The following is a 15,617-nucleotide window of genomic DNA, read 5'->3' on the forward strand; positions in this document are numbered from 1 at the left end:
GCTCTTGCGGCATACGAGGGTTATAAAGCATTTGTCACGAACACCTTGTAACAAATCCCGAAACCAGATCGTATGCCCCATGCGTCGCCGAGTACGCCAAGTCCTGGCCTGTCAGCCATAGGCGCAGGTCAAGGCGTGGCGGTCGAAGGCGCGCTCGCCGGTGTGGTCCGCGGCTGCTGGAACAGCTCCACCGGGGGCGCCGGGTTGTTCTGCCCGACACCGGTGGCCGCGAAGAAGGTGCCGAGCGCGACGGCCGCCGAGACCACCCCGACCGCCACGTAGGTCGAGCGCCGCCTACCGCGGCCCGGACCCGAACCCCCACCAGTGGCGTCCCTGCGCGGGCGGTTGTCCAGCGGAGCGATGGTGTGCGGCCCAGGAATGGGCACTCCGCCGAACGTGCGGGAAGGAAAAGGGCGCTCCCTCGGTGGCAGCGGCCCTCCCGGCTCCGCCATCCGGAGCAGGGACATCGTCAGGTCGGCCGGCATCGCCGGCCCTTCCAGCGAACGCAGGCGCGACTTCAGCGCCCGCATCGACTCGACCTCTCGCCTGCAGTCAGCACAGAAGGTCAGGTGAGCCAGCGCGCGTTCGCGTTCGGTGTGGTTGAGCTCGCCGTCCACCAGCGCCGAAACGCGTTCTCCAAGATGAGCCATCAGAAGTCCTCCCCACGGATCACGGTCGGGGGGAGTTGGGAATTACGGGGGGCTCGATGATCGAGTGCTTCCCGCAACTGCGCCCGGCCACGGTGAATACGGCTTCGGACCGTACCCAGCTTGACGCCGAGCGTGGCCGCGATCTCCTCATAAGACAGGCCCTCGATGTCACACAGCACGATCGCGGCCCGGAACTCCGGTGCGAGCGCGTCAAGGGCGGCCTGGATGTCGGGCTCCAGGTGGGCGTCGTCGAACGCCTGCGCCGGAGACGGCTCGCGACCGCGCAGCCGCTCGGCGGCGTCGTCGGCCAGCCCCTCGAACCTGATGCGCTGCTTGCGCCGCGCCATGTCGAGGAACAGGTTGGTCGTGATCCGGTGCAGCCACCCCTCGAACGTGCCGGGGGTGTAGCTCGACAACGACCTGAAGACCCGGACGAAGACCTCCTGGGTCAGGTCTTCGGCATCGTGGACGTTGCCGGTCAGCCGGTACGCCAGCCGATACACGCGCGCGGAATGCGTCCGCACGACCTCCTCCCACGTGGGGGGAGTCCAGTCAGACGACACGGGAGTATCCGCCTGGTGGTCGCTTTCGTCCACCAGAACTCCTCTCTCTGGGACCACCGCTACCGCCATAGTGCCTGGTTTCGTCCCTTCGTGCGTACTGCTGCCTTGGACCGGCAAAGCCCGTCTAAACCTGCAACGCCTTAGGAGCCTCCTGAGTTCCCGTCCCGGCGCGTCTCCCCTAGGCTGCGATCGGTGCCAATCACGTGGACCAATCGCACGAAAGTGGGGGGAGGCGGCCGATGACCAGTCCGGTGGAGGCCACTCTGGCCTATGCGGAGCAGTTCCATCAGGAAGATGAGATCCTGCATGCCGCGCGACAGCGCGGGCTGGAGATGGGGGCCACACCCATTCTTCCTGGAGGCGGGGCGGCTCTGTGCTTCCTCGCCACCGCCGTCAACGCCAAGTCGGTCGTCGAGATCGGCACGGGCTGCGGCGTCTCGGGCCTGTGGCTGCTACGCGGCATGCGTACGGACGGCACGCTGACGAGCGTCGACGTCGAGCCGGAGCATCAGCGGCTGGCCAGACAGGCGTTCGCCGAGGCGGGCTTCTCCGGCGGGCGGGTGCGGCTCATCTCGGGCCGGGCGCTCGACGTGCTGCCGCGGCTGTCGGACGGCGGCTACGACCTGGTGTTCGCCGACGGCGCGAAGCAGGAGTACACCGACTACCTGGCAGAGGCGATCCGCCTGCTCCGCGTGGGCGGCATCCTGGCCTTCGGCAACATGTTGTGGCGCAACCGGGTGGCCGACCCGGCGCAGCGCGACACCGACACGGTGGCGCTGCGCGAGGTGGGCAAGCTGGTGCAGTCGGACGACCGCCTGCGCTCGGTGCTCATGCCGCTGGGCGACGGCCTGCTCGCCGCGATCAAGATCGCCGACTAGGCGCGGGTGAGCCACTCCAGGAGGAGGCGTACGCCGAACCCGGTGGCGCCCTTGGTGAGCGTGCCCTCGTCCACCGTGCTGCGCCCGACGCCGGCGATGTCGAGGTGCGCCCACGGACGCCGCCCCGCGAACTCCCGGAGGAACAGCGCCGCCGTGATCGACCCGGCTCCGAACCTCGACCCCGACTCGACGTTGGCCAGGTCGGCGATCGACGAGTCCAGCGCGGGCTTGTACTCCTCGATCAGCGGCATCCGCCACAGCCGGTCGTCGCTGGTCTCCGCGGCCTCGAGCAGCTGCTTGGCCAGCACGTCGTCGGAGGCGTAGACGGCGCCCACGTTGCGGCCGAGCGCCACCGTGATCGCCCCGGTGAGGGTGGCGATGTCCACCACCGCGTCGGGGTCGAGCACGGCGTCTGCGTAGGCGAGCGCGTCGGCCAGCACCAGCCGCCCCTCGGCGTCGGTGTTGAGCACCTCGACCGTGCGCCCGCCGTAGTGCTTGATCACGTCGCTGGGCCGCTGGGCCGTGCCGGAAGGCATGTTCTCAGCGGAGGCGATCAGCCCGGTGACCCGTACGGGGGCGCCCAGCTCGGCCAGCGCGCCGAGCACGGCGATCACGACGGCGCCGCCCGCCATGTCGGTCTTCTGGGTCTTCATGTTCTCGGTCGGCTTGAGCGACAACCCGCCCGAGTCGAACGTGATCCCCTTGCCGACCAGCACCACGTGCCGGTCGGCCGGCTCGGCGGGCGTGTAGGAGAGCTGGATGAGCCTGGGCGGGCTGGCCGAGCCCCTCCCGACGGCGAGGATGCCGCCGAACCCGTCGGCCTGGAGCTGCTCCTCGTCCCAGACCCGCACGGGCACCCCGCGCTCGGCGGCCTGCTCGGCCAGCCAGGCGGGGTTCTTGACGGACGAGGGCGTGTTGGCCAGGTCGCGCGCGAGCGCCACCGCCCGCGCCACGACCTGCGCGCGCCGCACCTGCTCCGCGTCGGCGCCCGCGAACGCCAGCGCCCGCACCGGCTTCTTGCCCTCACTACCGATCTTGAACGAGTACGCCGCCAGCAACGCCGCCTCGGCGAACGCCGCCACGTCACCCTCGGGCGCCACCACGGTCAGCGTGTCCCTGCCCTTGGCTCTGCGGGCCAGCGCGGCGCCGGCCTTGCGCAGGGCACGCGGCGTGCCGTCGCCGACGCCGTAGAGCAGAACACGGCCGACGCCGCCGGCCCGTGCCACGGGAACCTCGACGATCTCCCCCGCCTCGCCCTTGGCCTCGTAGTGGGCCAGCAGATCGGTCACCGGCAGGTGCAGCTCGACCTCCGGGCTGAGGTCGGAGGCGTAGGGGACGGCCAGGAACTCGGCGCCGTCGGGAACCTCGGCGACCACCGACGCAGTGGTCTCAATGGGCACGGGATCTCTCCTCAAACGTCAGCGACCCTGGCGCCGGATTACGCCAGGGTCGTGGACCAAACTGTCGAACGGGAGCTCTCAGCCGACGACGTTTTTCAACGCCTCGCCGAGCGCCTTTGCCTCGTCGGCGGAAATCTCCACGACGAGCCGGCCGCCACCCTCGAGGGGGACCCGCATGACAATGCCGCGCCCTTCCTTGGTGACCTCGAGCGGACCATCGCCGGTCCGCGGCTTCATCGCCGCCATGCGTGCATCCCTTCCTGCCTTGGGCTCCCGCGGCCCGCGATTTCCGACCGCCCATGGGGGGTGGTCGGCGCATTCACGTCTTCTGTGATGTCCTATTCTCCCGCATCGAGAGCGCTCATGGGTAACGATCTCCTCCCAGAATGCGTTGTCGAGACGTGCGTTGACGTCCAAACTGGACTTCGTGCACGCTCGCGCCGCTCTGTTCGATCTCTACGGAGACCACCTGCGCTCGCGCGGTGGACAGGCGTCCGTCGCCGCGCTCGTGAGGCTCATGAAACCCCTGGATATAGCGGCTCCCGCCGTCCGCACCGCCGTTTCGCGCATGGTGCGTCAAGGGTGGCTGAAACCGATCAGGCTGCCGCAGGGAGCCGGCTACGGGCTCACGCCGAAGTGCGTCAGGCGCCTGGACGAGGCCGCGCTGAGAATTTACCGAGCCGGGACATTGCAGTGGCACGGCCGGTGGCATCTGATCGTCTTCGGGCCGGTCAAGGAGCGGCCGCGCAGGGAGCGGCTCAGGGCCGATCTGGCGTTCCTCGGGTACGCGTCGCTGTCGGAGACCACGTGGCTCGGTCCACGGTCCTCGATAGAGCTGGACAACTTGCTGGAAAGCGAGGGCGTGCGGGCCGACCGGTTCGACTCGGCGCTCGAGGGCGACCCGCGCGAGCTGGTGGCCAGGGCATGGGATCTGGACGCCATCGGCGAGGCGTACGAGCAATGGCTGACGGAGGCTGTCACGCTGATCAGCACGCTGCCCGATGGGGCTCCCGCGGACCAGGTCTTCGCCACCAGGAGCAGGCTCGTGCACGGCTGGCGCAACTTCCTGTTCCGTGACCCGGGTCTGCCGGCCGAGTTGCTGCCGGCGGGCTGGCCGGGTGAGAAGGCCAGGGCCTACTTCGAGCAGGAGGCCGCCCGGCTGCTGCCCGCAGCCGCCGCGTTCGTCGACAGGGAGTTGATTTGATCCGCTATGACGTGGCCGACGCCGTCGCCACCATCACACTCGACCGACCGGAAGCGATGAACTCGCTGACCGCCGAGACCAAGGACCGCCTCCTCGCCGCCCTGCGCGAGGCGGCGCAGGATCGCGAGGTCAGGGCCGTGCTGCTCACCGGCTCGGGGCGCGCCTTCTGCGCGGGCCAGGACCTGCGCGAGCACGCGGACAACCTGGAGGCGGGCCGCGGCCTGGCCGACACCGTGCGCGTGCACTACAACCCGATCGTCGAGCTGATCACCACCATGCCCAAGCCGGTGGTGGCCGCGGTCAACGGCGTCGCGGCCGGGGCGGGCGCGTCCCTGGCCTTCGCCTGCGACCTGCGGGTGGCCTCGGAGAAGGCAAAGTTCGCACTGGCCTTCTCCGGCATCGGCCTGGCCCCCGACTCGGGCGCCTCGTGGACGCTGCAGCGGCTGGTGGGCCGGGGTCGCGCGGCCGAGCTGATGCTGCTCGGCGAGCCGCTCGACGCGGCCCGCGCCCTGGAGCTGGGCCTGGTCACGCGCGTGGTCCCCGCTGACGACGTGCTGAAGACCGCCCAGGAGCTCGCCGCACGCCTCGCGCACGGCGCCACCCTGGCCTACGCCGCCACCAAGCGGGCGCTGGCCTACGCCGCGACGCACTCGCTCTCCGACTCGCTGGCCATGGAGGCCGACCTCCAGGACGAATGCGCCGCCACCCAGGACCACCAGAACGCCACCCGCGCCTTCCTCGCCAAGGAACGCCCGACGTTCCGCGCCGAGTGACGTCCACGCCAGACCCGGCGGCGCAGCAGGCCGCCGGACCCGGCGCGGCGCCTCCAGCCGCCGCGTCCGGCTCCGTGCCTCCGGCGGGCGCCTTCGAGGGGCTCCGGGCGACCGCGCTCGGCCTGCTCACCGGTGGCGACATCGACGCCTGCGACCCGGTCTACGCCGGACCGCTGGCCAGGTTGAGCGAGGCGGCAGGCGGCTGGCTGGCCTCGATGTCGCCCGGTGGAGGAGCCGGGAGAGGAGCCGGCCCGCTCTGGCCGGACCTGCCGCTGGACGGCCGTCCTGGGGACGTGACTGGCAGCTACGGCCGCCTCCGCCGGATCGCCACAGCCTGGGCCACGCCGGGCACCGCACAGCACGGCGACGACGCCGTCGCGGCGCGAGTGGTGGACGCGCTCGACGTGCTCTACGAGCGCCACTACAACGAGCAGTTGCCCGAGACGGGCAACTGGTGGTTCTGGGAGATCGGCACGCCGGCCCACCTGAGCCGAACGTGCGTGCTGCTCGGGGAGCGGCTCGACGCGGCCAGGCTGGAGGCGTACCTGCGGGCGATCGACCGGTTCTGCCCGGACGCCGACCGCCGTACCCGTCATCCCGAGGTGTCCGAGAGCGGTGCGAACCGGGCGGACAAGGCGTCCATCGTCGCCTTCCGCGGGATCGCCGGGCGCAGCGCGGCCAAGCTGGCGCTGGCCCGCGACGGCCTGTCGGGCGCGCGGGACGGCGGGCGCCGCAGCGTGTTCGGCTACGCCGAGTCCGGTGACGGCTTCTACCGCGACGGGTCGTTCATCCAGCACGAGTGCGTCGCCTACACCGGCTCCTACGGCCTGTCGCTGCTCATCGCGGTCGCCGAGACGCTCGCGCTGCTCGACGGCTCGCCCTGGGGGGTGGACGATCCAGGGCGGCGCGTGGTGCTGGACGCGGTCGAGGGGTCCTTCGCCCCGTTCGTGCACGACGGGCTGCTGATGGACACCGTGAGGGGGCGAGCGGCCACGCGGCAGGCCTGCTCCGACGCCGTGGCCGGTCATGGCGCGATCGGGGCCGTCCTGCTGCTCGCGCGGAGCGCGCCAGAGCCGTACGCGCGCCGGTTCCGCGAGCTGGCCAAAGGGTGGATCGAGCGCGGCACGAACCGCCCCTACCTGGAGCACGCGGACGTGCCGGAGACCCGGCGGGCGGTCGCGGTGCTGGACGACCAGACCATCGAGGCGGCGACGGGACCGGTCGGGCACTTCGTGTTCCCGTCGATGGACCGGGTGGTGCACCGGCGGCCCGGCTGGTCGTTCGCGATCAGCCTCTCGTCGCGGCGCGTCGCCGCGTACGAGGCGATCAACTGGGAGAACCTGCGCGGCTGGTACACCGGCGACGGCATGACCTACCTCTACACGGGCGATCTGGGCCAGTTCGGCGAGGACTTCTGGCCGACGGTGGACCCGTACCGGCTGCCGGGCATCACCGTCGGCACCCGCGACCGCGAGGACCTGTCCTTCAGCGCCTACTGCCCGGCCAACGCGTGGGCGGGCGGGGCGGTCCTCGACGGCCGGTACGGCGCCGCCGCCATGGAGCTGGCCGGCGACGGAGGCGGCCCGCGGGCCCGCAAGTCGTGGTTCTGCCTGGACACGGCCGTGGTGGCGCTGGGCAGCGGCATCACCGGCTCCGACGGCAGCGTGGTCGAGTCCGTGGTGGAGAACCGGGCCACGGACGCGGAGCCGTACCTGGGGGACGGCTGGGCGCACCTGCCGGGCGTCGGCGGCTACGTGATGGATGGGGCGATGAGCCTCGTGGAGACGCGTACCGGCACGTGGCGCGAGATCAACCAGGGCGACGACACATGCGGCGCGGCCGACCCCGTCACGCGGCGGTACGTGACCTTCTGGTTCGACCACGGCGTGGACCCCGTGAACGCCTCCTACGCCTACGTGGTGCTGCCCGGGGCCTCACGCGAGCGGACGCGGAGGTTCCGCGGCTCGCGTCCCGTGCGGGTGGTGGCCAACACGCCCCTGGTGCAGGCCGTACGGAACCGGGAGCTGGTGGCGGCCACGTTCTGGGCGGCGGGCGCCGTCGAGGGCGTCAGCGCGGACGCGCCCTGCGCGGTGCTCGTACGGCGGGCCGGTGGGCGGGTCTTCCTGGCCGTGGCCGATCCCAGCAGGACCGTGGACACGGTGACGCTGACGCTGGACCGCCCGGCACGCGGCGTCGTCAGGGCGGACGGCACCGTCTCGGTGCGGCCCGGGCGCCGGCCCGCCGTCACCGTCGAGCTCGGCGGGTCGCTCGGGCGGACCCACACGGCCGAGCTCAGCGTGAACGAGCCACGCAGCCCTCGATATGGTCATTGACCAGGCCGATGGCCTGCATCAACGCATAGACCGTGGTCGGGCCGACGAACCTGAAGCCGCGCTTCTTCAGCTCCTTGGCCAGCGCCTTGGAGCCCGGCGTGGTCGCGGGCACGTCGGCCATCGTGCTCGGCACGGGCGCGTCGGGGTCGGCGAAGCGCCACACCAGGTCCGACAGGCCCTCCGGCAGGTCCATGGCGGCCCTGGCGTTGCTGATCGCGGCCTCGATCTTGGCCCGGTTGCGTACGATTCCCGCGTCGCCGAGCAGGCGCTCCACGTCCTGCTCGGTGTAGGACGCGACCTTGGGGATGGAGAAGCGGTCGAAGGCGGCGCGGAAATTGTCCCGCTTGCGGAGGATTGTCAGCCACGACAGGCCCGACTGGAACCCCTCCAGCGCCACGCGCTCGAAGACCGCGTCATCGCCTCTGACCGGGCGGCCCCACTCCTCGTCGTGGTAGGCGATGTACATCGGGTCCGCCGCCATGCCGGTCCAGGTGCATCGGATCGGCTCGGTCACGGGCGTTCGTCCCCGTCCTTGCCCTGCGCGACGGGTACGGCCTCCCCGGCGTCCTGAGGCTCGTCCGCCGTCTTGCGGTCGTTCTCGCCGCTCTGCACTTCGTCGGGATCGTCGTCGACGGACTCGTCGGGCTTGAGCTCGTCCTCGGGCTCACCAACGCCACGGTCACCCTGGTCGCCGTGCTCGTCGTCGGAGGACCCGACGGCGGCGGACTCGTCAACGGGAGCCTCCGCGTCAGCGGCAGGCTCATCGGCGGCAGCCTCCTCTGCGGGAACCTCCGCGGCGGCGGCCTCCTCGGCGGGAACCTCCGCGGCGGCGGCCTCCTCGGCGGGAGCCTCCGCGGCGGCGGCCTCCTCGGCGGGAGCCTCCGCGTCGGTGAGCTCGCTCGCCTCTGCCTCCTCCTGGGCGGTCGCGTCGTCGCCCTGCGGGATCCGCCACTCCGGGTCCTCCGGCGGGCGTCGCAGGTCGGCGGTGCCGTCCCAGGAGATCGTGGCCCCGCTGGACGACACGGGGTCGCCCGACTCCGGCAGCTCGCGGGCGACAGCCGGCGGCTCCGGCGAGTGCTCGGTGCGGGGACCTGCCCCCGGCGCCGCGTAGACCTCCTGGCGCGCGTGCAGCCGGCTGGCCAGCAGCTCCGAGACCCGCTGCTCCAGCACCGCGATCCTGGTGTCCCGCGCGCTGATGGCGTTGGCGGCCCTGCGCAGGGTCTCGTCGACGCTCGCCGTGTGGTAGCCGACCAGGTTGACCGGTAGTTGGAGCGCCATGAAGTCGACCGCGGTGAGCTGCCCGGGCTCGGGCAGGTCGAGCGGCGGGACATCGGGCGGGAACTCGGTCAGCTCACCGCCCCTGCCGATGGAGACCAGGACCACGCAGGCCAGTATGGCGATGGCGGCGATGGCGAGTATGACCAGCACATTGGCATCGTACTCACATGGCGGACCGCGTTCAGCGGTCCGCGACAAGTGGCGCATTCCGTACTTACGATCAGGGCATCAGCTCCGCACTTGCCGCAGCTCGTGTCTCCCCGGGCGATGTGGCGGTGCGCGCCGGTCAGCCGGCGGCTTCGCCCAGCTCGGCGACGCTGGGCCGGACCGGCTGCCCGCGCGACTCGAGGTGGGCGAACGCCTCGTCCACGGTGGTGGTCCAGGAGATCGCGTCGAAGACGGCGGCCCGGGTGAAGCCCTCGTCGTACAGGTGGTTCATCAGCTGCCTGAGCGGGTCGTACAGGCCCCAGGGGTCGAGGATCACCAACGGGCGGTCGTGGATGCCGAGCACCCGCGCAGTCCAGATCTCGAAGAGCTCCTCCAGGGTGCCGATGCCGCCAGGCAGCACGAGGAACGCGTCGGAGCGGGAGTCCATGATCCCCTTGCGCTCGCGCATGTCGGCGGTGACGATCAGCTCGTCCGACTCGTCGTCCGCGACTTCGACGTCCACCAGCACCTGCGGGATCACGCCTATCGTGCGCCCGCCGCCCGCGCGGACTGCCGCGGTCACGGCGCCCATGCAGGAGACCGTGGCGCCGCCGCTCACCAGGGTGTGGCCCCGCTTCGCGAGCTCGGCACCCACGTGTGCGGCCAGGTCGATGTACTTGTCGTCGATGTTCAGGCTGGAGGCACAGAAGACGCAGATGTTCACATCGAGGAAGCCTATTGGGGCTCGGCGTACTGGGCCTCGGCGGCCTCCAGCTCCTCCTCGCGCTGCCTGGATCGGGCCAGGTCGGCGTCCACGATGATGCGCACGGCCTCGTCCACGTCGTCGGTGACGGTGATGAGGTCGAGGTCCTGGGGAGCGATCTTGCCGGTGCTGAGCAGGGTGCCCTTGATCCAGTCGAGCAGCCCGCCCCAGAACTCGCTGCCCATCAGCACCACGGGGAAGGACGTGACCTTGCGGGTCTGCACCAGGGTCAGCGCCTCGAACAGCTCGTCGAGCGTGCCGAAGCCGCCGGGCAGCGTGATGAAGCCGCACGAGTACTTGACGAACATCGTCTTGCGCACGAAGAAGTAGCGGAACTCGATGCCCAGGTCGACGTAGTCGTTCATGCGCTGCTCGAACGGCAGCTCGATGCCGAGCCCGACCGACATGGCGCCGTCCACCTCGCTCGCGCCGCGGTTGGCGGACTCCATGACGCCCGGTCCGCCGCCCGTGATCACCGCGTAGCCCGCCTCGGCCAGCGCCCGGCCGAGCTCACGGCCCATCTGGTATTCGGGCGTCCCCTCGGGTGTGCGCGCGGAGCCGAAGACCGTCACCGCCTGAGGCAGCTCCGCGAGCTGGCCGAACCCCTCCACGAACTCGGCCTGGATCCGCAGCACCCGCCACGGGTCCATGTGGACCCAGTCGGACGGCCCCTGGCGGGCGAGCAGGCGCTGGTCGTGCGTGGAGCTGGGGACGAGGTGACCGCGGACGACCGCCTGACCCTGACGGCGTTCAGGACGTGACTGTTTCATGCTCGCCACGGTAGTCCCCTTGCGCACGGTAAGCGTTACGAGCATGAAACCCCAGGTCAGACGCCTGAAGAAGTGTGCGGAAAAATCTTTGAAAAACTAGGGAACCGGATTTCGACTGCCCTGCGTCTAACTGCCGAGGGTGCTGCTCGGGACTGAAAGTGGCTTTCCCCGCCAAATGGCCGGCGAGGAAAGCCACTTTCATCTTGTGAGCCAGTCGAGCATGGCCCGCTCGCTCTCGACGATCTTCGACAGCGACACGTACTCGCCCTGTTGGTGCGCCAGATTCGGATCCCCGGGACCGTAGTTCACGGCGGGCACCCCGAGCGCGGAGAAGCGGGCGACGTCCGTCCAGCCCAGCTTGGCGCGGGGCGTGCCGCCGACGGCTGCGGTGAAGGCCGCCGCCACCGGATGCGTCAGCCCCGGCCTGGCCCCCGGCGCGGCGTCGACGAAGCTCACCTCGAACCCGTCGAACACCTCGCGCACATGCTCCTGCGCCTGCTCGACCGACAGGTCGGGCGCGAAGCGGTAGTTGACGGTCACCACGCACAAGTCCGGGATGACGTTGCCGGCCACGCCGCCCCGGACGCCGACCGCGTTCAGCCCCTCGTGGTATTCGAGCCCGTCGACCACCGGCAGCCGCGCCTCGTACGCGTTCAGCCTGGCCAGCACCGGCTCGATCCCGTGGATGGCGTTGACCCCGAACCACGACCTGGCGCTGTGTGCCCGCTTGCCCCGCACCGTGATCTCGGCGCGCAGCGTGCCCTGGCAGCCGCCCTCGATCACGCCGTCGGTCGGCTCCATCAGCACCGCGAAGTCGGCCGCCAGCCAGTCGGGGTGGTCCCTGGCCACGCGGTTGAGCCCGTTGCGCTCGGCCTCGACCTCCTCGCAGTCGTAGAAGACGTATGTGACGTCCTTGCCGGGCGCGGGCACGGTGGCCGCCAGCTTGAGCGCGACCGCCACGCCGGCCTTCATGTCGGACGTGCCGCACCCGTACAGCAGGTCGCCCTCCACCCGGCTCGGCAGGTTGTCCGCGACGGGAACGGTGTCGAGGTGCCCGGCGATCAGCACGCGCTCGGAGCGGCCCAGCTCGGTGCGGGCGACGACCGTCTCGCCCGACCTGTCCACCTTCAGGTACGGCAGCGCGGACAGCGCCCGCTCCACCGCGTCGGCCAGCGCCCGTTCGCCGCCGCTCACCGACTCGATGTCCACGATCGCGGCGGTCAGCGCGCGTACGTCCTGCGTCAGGTCAAGCATCAGGTGTTCACTCCGTGTTCGCGCAGCACCTCGTTGAGCGCCGCCTTGTCGTGTCGCTGCCCCGGCTCCAGCCGCTTGAGCACCAGCACGCACGGCAGGCCGAACGTGCCGCCGGGGAACTCCTTCTGCCGCGTGCCGCCGACGGCCACGGACCAGGCGGGGATGTGGCCGCGGGCCAGCTCCTCGCCGGTCTGCACGTCGATCACCGGGATCGAGGCGGACAGGATCGTGCCGGCGCCGACGACCGCGCCCTCACCCACCCGGGCGCCCTCGACGATCATCGACCGGCTGCCGATCAGCGCGCCGTCCTCGACCACGACCGGCACCGCGTTCGGCGGCTCCAGCACGCCGCCGATGCCCACCCCACCCGACAGATGCACATTTTTCCCGATCTGAGCGCACGAGCCGACCGTGGCCCAGGTGTCCACCATGGTCCCTTCGTCAACGTACGCACCGATGTTCGTGAACGACGGCATCAGCACCACGCCGGGCGCCAGATACGCGCCCCAGCGGGCGATCGCACCCGGCACCACGCGCACCCCGTCGAACGAGCTCTTGAGCGGGATCCTGTCGTGGTGCTGGAAGTCGCCCACCTGCGAACGCGCCATGCCGAGCACCTTGAAGCCGAGCAGGATGGCCCGCTTGGCCCGCTCGTCCACGACCACCTCGCCGCCCACCAGGCGCGCGGCCCTGGCCTCACCCTTGTCCAGCAGGTCCACCGCGCCGACGATCAGCCGGCGTGCCTCCACATCGGCAGGCGACAGCTCCGCACGGCGCTCCCACAACTCGTCCACCACCGCGGATATGGGCGAGGAGGTGCTCAGGTCACTCATGGCCACGGAGCTTATCCGGCCGGGTAGGTTTTTCAGGGTGCGCCTGCGCTTCTCCCGTGGAGTCATCACCATCGCGATCATCGTGATCGTGCTCGCCGTCGGCATCTCCGTGGGCCTCTTCCACCTGCTGAAGAAGACCAAGCCACTGGCGGTGCCCGAGGCCCACTGCACCGTGCGCACCCCTGACGGCGAGCTCTACCTCTACCCCGAGCAGGCGCAGATCTCCGCCACCATCGCGGCCGTCGCGGCGCGCCGCCGGCTGCCCGAGCGGGCCGTGGTGATCGCGTACGGCACGGCTCTGCAGGAGTCGAAGCTCTACAACCTCGCCTACGGCGACCGCGACTCGGTGGGCGTGTTCCAGCAGCGGGAGTCGCAGGGTTGGGGCGCCAAGAAGCAGCTCATGGACCCCGTCTATGCCACGAACAAGTTCTTCGCCGCACTGGTCAAGGTGAAGGGCTACCGCAAGATGGCGCTGGCGGACGCGGCGCAGGCGGTGCAGCGCTCGGCGGGCGGCTACGCGTACGCGCAGCACGAGGGGGACGCCAAAATCCTCGCCGCGGCCTTCACCGGGCGTGTCCCCCAGGCCGTCCACTGCTGGTACCCGCCGGGCAAGCAGACCCCTGCGCCGCAGCCCCGTGCGGAAGAGGCGCGCAAGCAGCTGGCCAGGGCGCTCGGGAGCACGGCCATCACCACGAAGAAACGCGGGTGGCTGATCGCCGCCTGGTCGGTGGCCCACGCCGAGAAGTACGCGCTGCGGCGCGTGGGGTACGCGGGGGCGACATGGTCGAACGACATGAACCTCGAGGGCTGGCAGACGGGCGGCAAGGCCACCGCCACCCGGGTGGAGCTCTCCTGACGCCCGCCCGCCGGGGTCAGGAGGCGCGGCGGACGATGGTGATGGAGCCGGGTGCCAGGGGCTGGGCGTAGCTGGCCGTCCAGGACTGACCCTGGATGCGTTCGAACGACAGCAGCCGCCCGTCCAGGGCGCGGTAGTCGGCGAAGTCCAGCAGTCCCCGCTCAGGGTGGCCCGTGTCGCCCTCACTCCGGAAGGCCGCGGTCCCCCGCTCGACGGGGAAGAACTCCACGCCCTCCATGATCAGCATGCTCTTGGCCGGCACCATGCCCTGCGTGGGCACGTCGGTCCAGAGCTTCACCTCCAGGTGCGGCGGATCACCGGCGTGCAGCTCCACGGACAGCCACTGGAAGCGGCGCGCGCGGTCCCGAAGGAGGTATTCGGTCCACTCATGTCCCTGCCACGAGATGTGCATCGCACCGAGCACCCGTGCGGGAGACCCGTGCACCTCGATCCGGTCGCCGACCCGGATGGTGCGAGGGTCGATGTAGTCGGTGCCGGCCTGCCCGGGCGCGCTCACCGGCGCCGGTAGCGGGGTCTCGACGGGAGCGACCTCAGCCGGCGGCGCGCTCGCGCGGCCCTTCCCGTCGCGCCGCAGGGTGGCCAGGAAGGCCCCGAGCAGCAGCAGGACGGTGGCGATGCTCAGCCCGAGTACGACCATGGAGGTCATGCTCATCGATCAGCTCGCTCCACTCGCGGTCTGTCTCGGCAAAAGCCCTTATCGATTTATGTGATCAAGCCCGTACGGCTGGCTTATGACGGGCGATCCTACTGGAGGCGGCGCACCGCCGCAGCGATCCGCTCATCAGTCGCCGTAACGGCGATGCGGATGTGCCGCTCACCTGCCGATCCGTAGAAATCTCCCGGTGCGGCCAAAATACCGATTTCGGAGAGCTTGGCTACCTGATCCCAGGCGTTCTGCCCGTTCGATGCCCAGAAGTACAGTCCGGCCGTCGAATGGTCGATGCGCCACCCCGCCTGCTCGAGCGCGGGCCGCAGCAGGGCGCGGCGGGCGGCGTACCGCTCGCGCTGCCGGTCGGCGTGCTCGTCGTCGCCGAAGGCGACGGTCATGGCGGCCTGCACGGGCTGAGGCATGATCATGCCGGCGTGCTTGCGCGTCTCCAGCAGCCGCTTGACCAGAACGGGGTCGCCCGTCACGAACCCGGCGCGGTAGCCGGCCAGGTTGGAGCGCTTGGAGAGCGAGTGGACCGCGAGCAGCCCCTCGTGGGAGCCGCCGCAGACGTCGGGATGGAGGATCGAGACCGGCTCCTCTTCCCAGCCGAGCTCGATGTAGCACTCGTCGGAGGCCACGACCGTGCCGCGCTCGCGCGCCCAGGACACCACCTTGCGCAGGTGCTCGGCGGGCAGCACCCGGCCCGTGGGGTTGCCCGGCGAGTTGACCCAGAGCAGGTCCACGCGTTCGGGGCCGAGCGCGAGCGTGCTGTCGGAGGCCGTGCCCACCGCCCCGGCCAGCCGGGCGCCCACGTCGTAGGTGGGGTAGGCCAGCTCGGGGAAGACGACCCGCCCGGCGCCCAGGTAGGTGGGCAGCCAGGCGACGAACTCCTTCGAGCCGATCAGCGGGAGCACGTCCTGCTGGTCGACGGTGACGCCGTGCCTGCGCCGCAGCCACCCGGCCGCGGCCTCGCGCAGCGCCTTGGTGCCGTGGGTGAAGGGATAGCCGGGGCTGTCGGCCGCCCGTACGAGGGCGTCCTGAACGATCTGCGGCACGGGATCGACCGGAGTGCCGATCGAGAGGTCGACGATGCCGTCGGGATGTGCGAGCGCGCGTTCCTTGTACGGCTCCAAACGGTCCCAGGGGAAGTCGGGCAGCTTGTTCACGGTTCTCCAGGGCTTGTGTGTTGCCGTACTAAAAAAGCGCACGCCAACGGGGCGCATCCGCGCCCGGATGCTCCCCGTG

General features: G+C 70.9%; 17 protein-coding genes. 5 read left to right on the plus strand and 12 right to left on the minus strand.

What is annotated here, in order from left to right; all coding sequences use genetic code 11:
• Positions 1 to 128 precede the first annotated feature (128 nt).
• Entirely contained in the window at positions 129 to 650 is a 522-nt protein-coding gene (locus ACIBVN_RS39770) for an anti-sigma factor family protein (RefSeq protein ID WP_397145459.1), read from the minus strand.
• Positions 650 to 1,282, minus strand: a complete 633-nt coding sequence (gene sigE, locus ACIBVN_RS39775) for an RNA polymerase sigma factor SigE (protein ID WP_349448542.1) — start codon at positions 1,280 to 1,282, stop codon at positions 650 to 652. Before sigE ends, ACIBVN_RS39770 begins: the two co-directional genes overlap by 1 nt.
• 170 nt (positions 1,283 to 1,452) lie before the next feature.
• Here sigE and ACIBVN_RS39780 point away from each other — a divergent pair, with 170 nt between their 5' ends.
• Positions 1,453 to 2,091 carry an O-methyltransferase gene (locus ACIBVN_RS39780; protein ID WP_397145460.1) on the plus strand — a complete coding sequence of 213 codons (639 nt, stop codon included), beginning with the start codon at positions 1,453 to 1,455 and terminating at the stop codon, positions 2,089 to 2,091.
• Here the strand turns inward: ACIBVN_RS39780 and ACIBVN_RS39785 are convergent.
• On the minus strand, positions 2,088 to 3,491 hold the full coding sequence (locus tag ACIBVN_RS39785) for a leucyl aminopeptidase (protein WP_397145461.1): 1,404 nt from the start codon (positions 3,489 to 3,491) through the stop codon (positions 2,088 to 2,090). The genes ACIBVN_RS39780 and ACIBVN_RS39785 overlap by 4 nt on opposite strands.
• A 78-nt stretch (positions 3,492 to 3,569) precedes the next feature.
• Entirely contained in the window at positions 3,570 to 3,737 is a 168-nt protein-coding gene (locus ACIBVN_RS39790; protein ID WP_020545024.1) for a DUF3117 domain-containing protein, read from the minus strand.
• 181 nt (positions 3,738 to 3,918) lie between these two features.
• On the opposite strand from ACIBVN_RS39790, the gene ACIBVN_RS39795 reads away from it, so the two are divergent.
• From ACIBVN_RS39795 to ACIBVN_RS39805, 3 genes are read left to right on the plus strand one after another with little or no spacing between them, the layout of a single operon-like run.
• Entirely contained in the window at positions 3,919 to 4,695 is a 777-nt protein-coding gene (locus tag ACIBVN_RS39795) for a PaaX family transcriptional regulator C-terminal domain-containing protein (RefSeq protein ID WP_397145462.1), read from the plus strand.
• Entirely contained in the window at positions 4,692 to 5,468 is a 777-nt protein-coding gene (locus tag ACIBVN_RS39800) for an enoyl-CoA hydratase/isomerase family protein (RefSeq protein ID WP_397145463.1), read from the plus strand. Before ACIBVN_RS39795 ends, ACIBVN_RS39800 begins: the two co-directional genes overlap by 4 nt.
• Positions 5,465 to 7,801 carry a polysaccharide lyase 8 family protein gene (locus ACIBVN_RS39805; RefSeq protein ID WP_397145464.1) on the plus strand — a complete coding sequence of 779 codons (2,337 nt, stop codon included), beginning with the start codon at positions 5,465 to 5,467 and terminating at the stop codon, positions 7,799 to 7,801. Before ACIBVN_RS39800 ends, ACIBVN_RS39805 begins: the two co-directional genes overlap by 4 nt.
• On the opposite strand, the gene ACIBVN_RS39810 is transcribed toward ACIBVN_RS39805, so the two are convergent.
• From ACIBVN_RS39810 to ACIBVN_RS39835, 6 genes are all read right to left on the minus strand, one after another.
• Positions 7,761 to 8,282, minus strand: coding sequence for a DNA-3-methyladenine glycosylase I (locus ACIBVN_RS39810; RefSeq protein ID WP_397145492.1), 522 nt, complete (start codon positions 8,280 to 8,282; stop codon positions 7,761 to 7,763). The two genes, ACIBVN_RS39805 and ACIBVN_RS39810, sit on opposite strands and share 41 nt — an antisense overlap.
• 29 nt (positions 8,283 to 8,311) lie before the next feature.
• A complete protein-coding gene (locus ACIBVN_RS39815; protein WP_397145465.1) occupies positions 8,312 to 9,229 on the minus strand; it encodes a hypothetical protein in 918 nt (305 codons plus the stop codon).
• 136 nt (positions 9,230 to 9,365) lie between these two features.
• Positions 9,366 to 9,950, minus strand: a complete 585-nt coding sequence (locus ACIBVN_RS39820) for a TIGR00730 family Rossman fold protein (protein ID WP_397145466.1) — start codon at positions 9,948 to 9,950, stop codon at positions 9,366 to 9,368.
• An 11-nt stretch (positions 9,951 to 9,961) separates the two neighbouring features.
• Complete coding sequence (locus tag ACIBVN_RS39825) at positions 9,962 to 10,759, minus strand: TIGR00730 family Rossman fold protein (protein WP_397145467.1); 798 nt, start codon at positions 10,757 to 10,759, stop codon at positions 9,962 to 9,964.
• A gap of 198 nt (positions 10,760 to 10,957) precedes the next feature.
• Entirely contained in the window at positions 10,958 to 12,013 is a 1,056-nt protein-coding gene (gene dapE, locus ACIBVN_RS39830) for a succinyl-diaminopimelate desuccinylase (RefSeq protein WP_397145468.1), read from the minus strand.
• Entirely contained in the window at positions 12,013 to 12,846 is an 834-nt protein-coding gene (locus ACIBVN_RS39835; RefSeq protein WP_397145469.1) for a 2,3,4,5-tetrahydropyridine-2,6-dicarboxylate N-succinyltransferase, read from the minus strand. Before ACIBVN_RS39835 ends, dapE begins: the two co-directional genes overlap by 1 nt.
• Before the next feature lie 37 nt (positions 12,847 to 12,883).
• Between ACIBVN_RS39835 and ACIBVN_RS39840 the strand changes: the two genes are divergently transcribed.
• Complete coding sequence (locus ACIBVN_RS39840) at positions 12,884 to 13,702, plus strand: hypothetical protein (protein ID WP_397145470.1); 819 nt, start codon at positions 12,884 to 12,886, stop codon at positions 13,700 to 13,702.
• Between the two features lie 16 nt (positions 13,703 to 13,718).
• Here ACIBVN_RS39840 and ACIBVN_RS39845 read toward each other — a convergent pair whose 3' ends face one another.
• Positions 13,719 to 14,375 carry a DUF4178 domain-containing protein gene (locus tag ACIBVN_RS39845; protein ID WP_397145471.1) on the minus strand — a complete coding sequence of 219 codons (657 nt, stop codon included), beginning with the start codon at positions 14,373 to 14,375 and terminating at the stop codon, positions 13,719 to 13,721.
• A gap of 92 nt (positions 14,376 to 14,467) precedes the next feature.
• On the minus strand, positions 14,468 to 15,538 hold the full coding sequence (gene dapC, locus ACIBVN_RS39850) for a succinyldiaminopimelate transaminase (RefSeq protein ID WP_397145472.1): 1,071 nt from the start codon (positions 15,536 to 15,538) through the stop codon (positions 14,468 to 14,470).
• Positions 15,539 to 15,617: the final 79 nt, after the last annotated feature.

Origin of the sequence: Nonomuraea sp. NPDC049400 (assembly GCF_044466425.1) — a bacterium.
Taxonomy (GTDB): domain Bacteria; phylum Actinomycetota; class Actinomycetes; order Streptosporangiales; family Streptosporangiaceae; genus Nonomuraea.

Coding starts and splice junctions, on each gene's coding strand:
- ACIBVN_RS39770 (WP_397145459.1), bottom strand. CDS start 650: ATGGCTCATCTTGGAGAACGCGTTTCGGCGCTGGTGGACGGCGAGCTC.
- sigE (WP_349448542.1), bottom strand. CDS start 1,282: ATGGCGGTAGCGGTGGTCCCAGAGAGAGGAGTTCTGGTGGACGAAAGC.
- ACIBVN_RS39780 (WP_397145460.1), top strand. CDS start 1,453: ATGACCAGTCCGGTGGAGGCCACTCTGGCCTATGCGGAGCAGTTCCAT.
- ACIBVN_RS39790 (WP_020545024.1), bottom strand. CDS start 3,737: ATGGCGGCGATGAAGCCGCGGACCGGCGATGGTCCGCTCGAGGTCACC.
- ACIBVN_RS39810 (WP_397145492.1), bottom strand. CDS start 8,282: ATGGCGGCGGACCCGATGTACATCGCCTACCACGACGAGGAGTGGGGC.
- ACIBVN_RS39825 (WP_397145467.1), bottom strand. CDS start 10,759: ATGAAACAGTCACGTCCTGAACGCCGTCAGGGTCAGGCGGTCGTCCGC.
- dapE (WP_397145468.1), bottom strand. CDS start 12,013: ATGCTTGACCTGACGCAGGACGTACGCGCGCTGACCGCCGCGATCGTG.
- ACIBVN_RS39835 (WP_397145469.1), bottom strand. CDS start 12,846: ATGAGTGACCTGAGCACCTCCTCGCCCATATCCGCGGTGGTGGACGAG.
- ACIBVN_RS39845 (WP_397145471.1), bottom strand. CDS start 14,375: ATGAGCATGACCTCCATGGTCGTACTCGGGCTGAGCATCGCCACCGTC.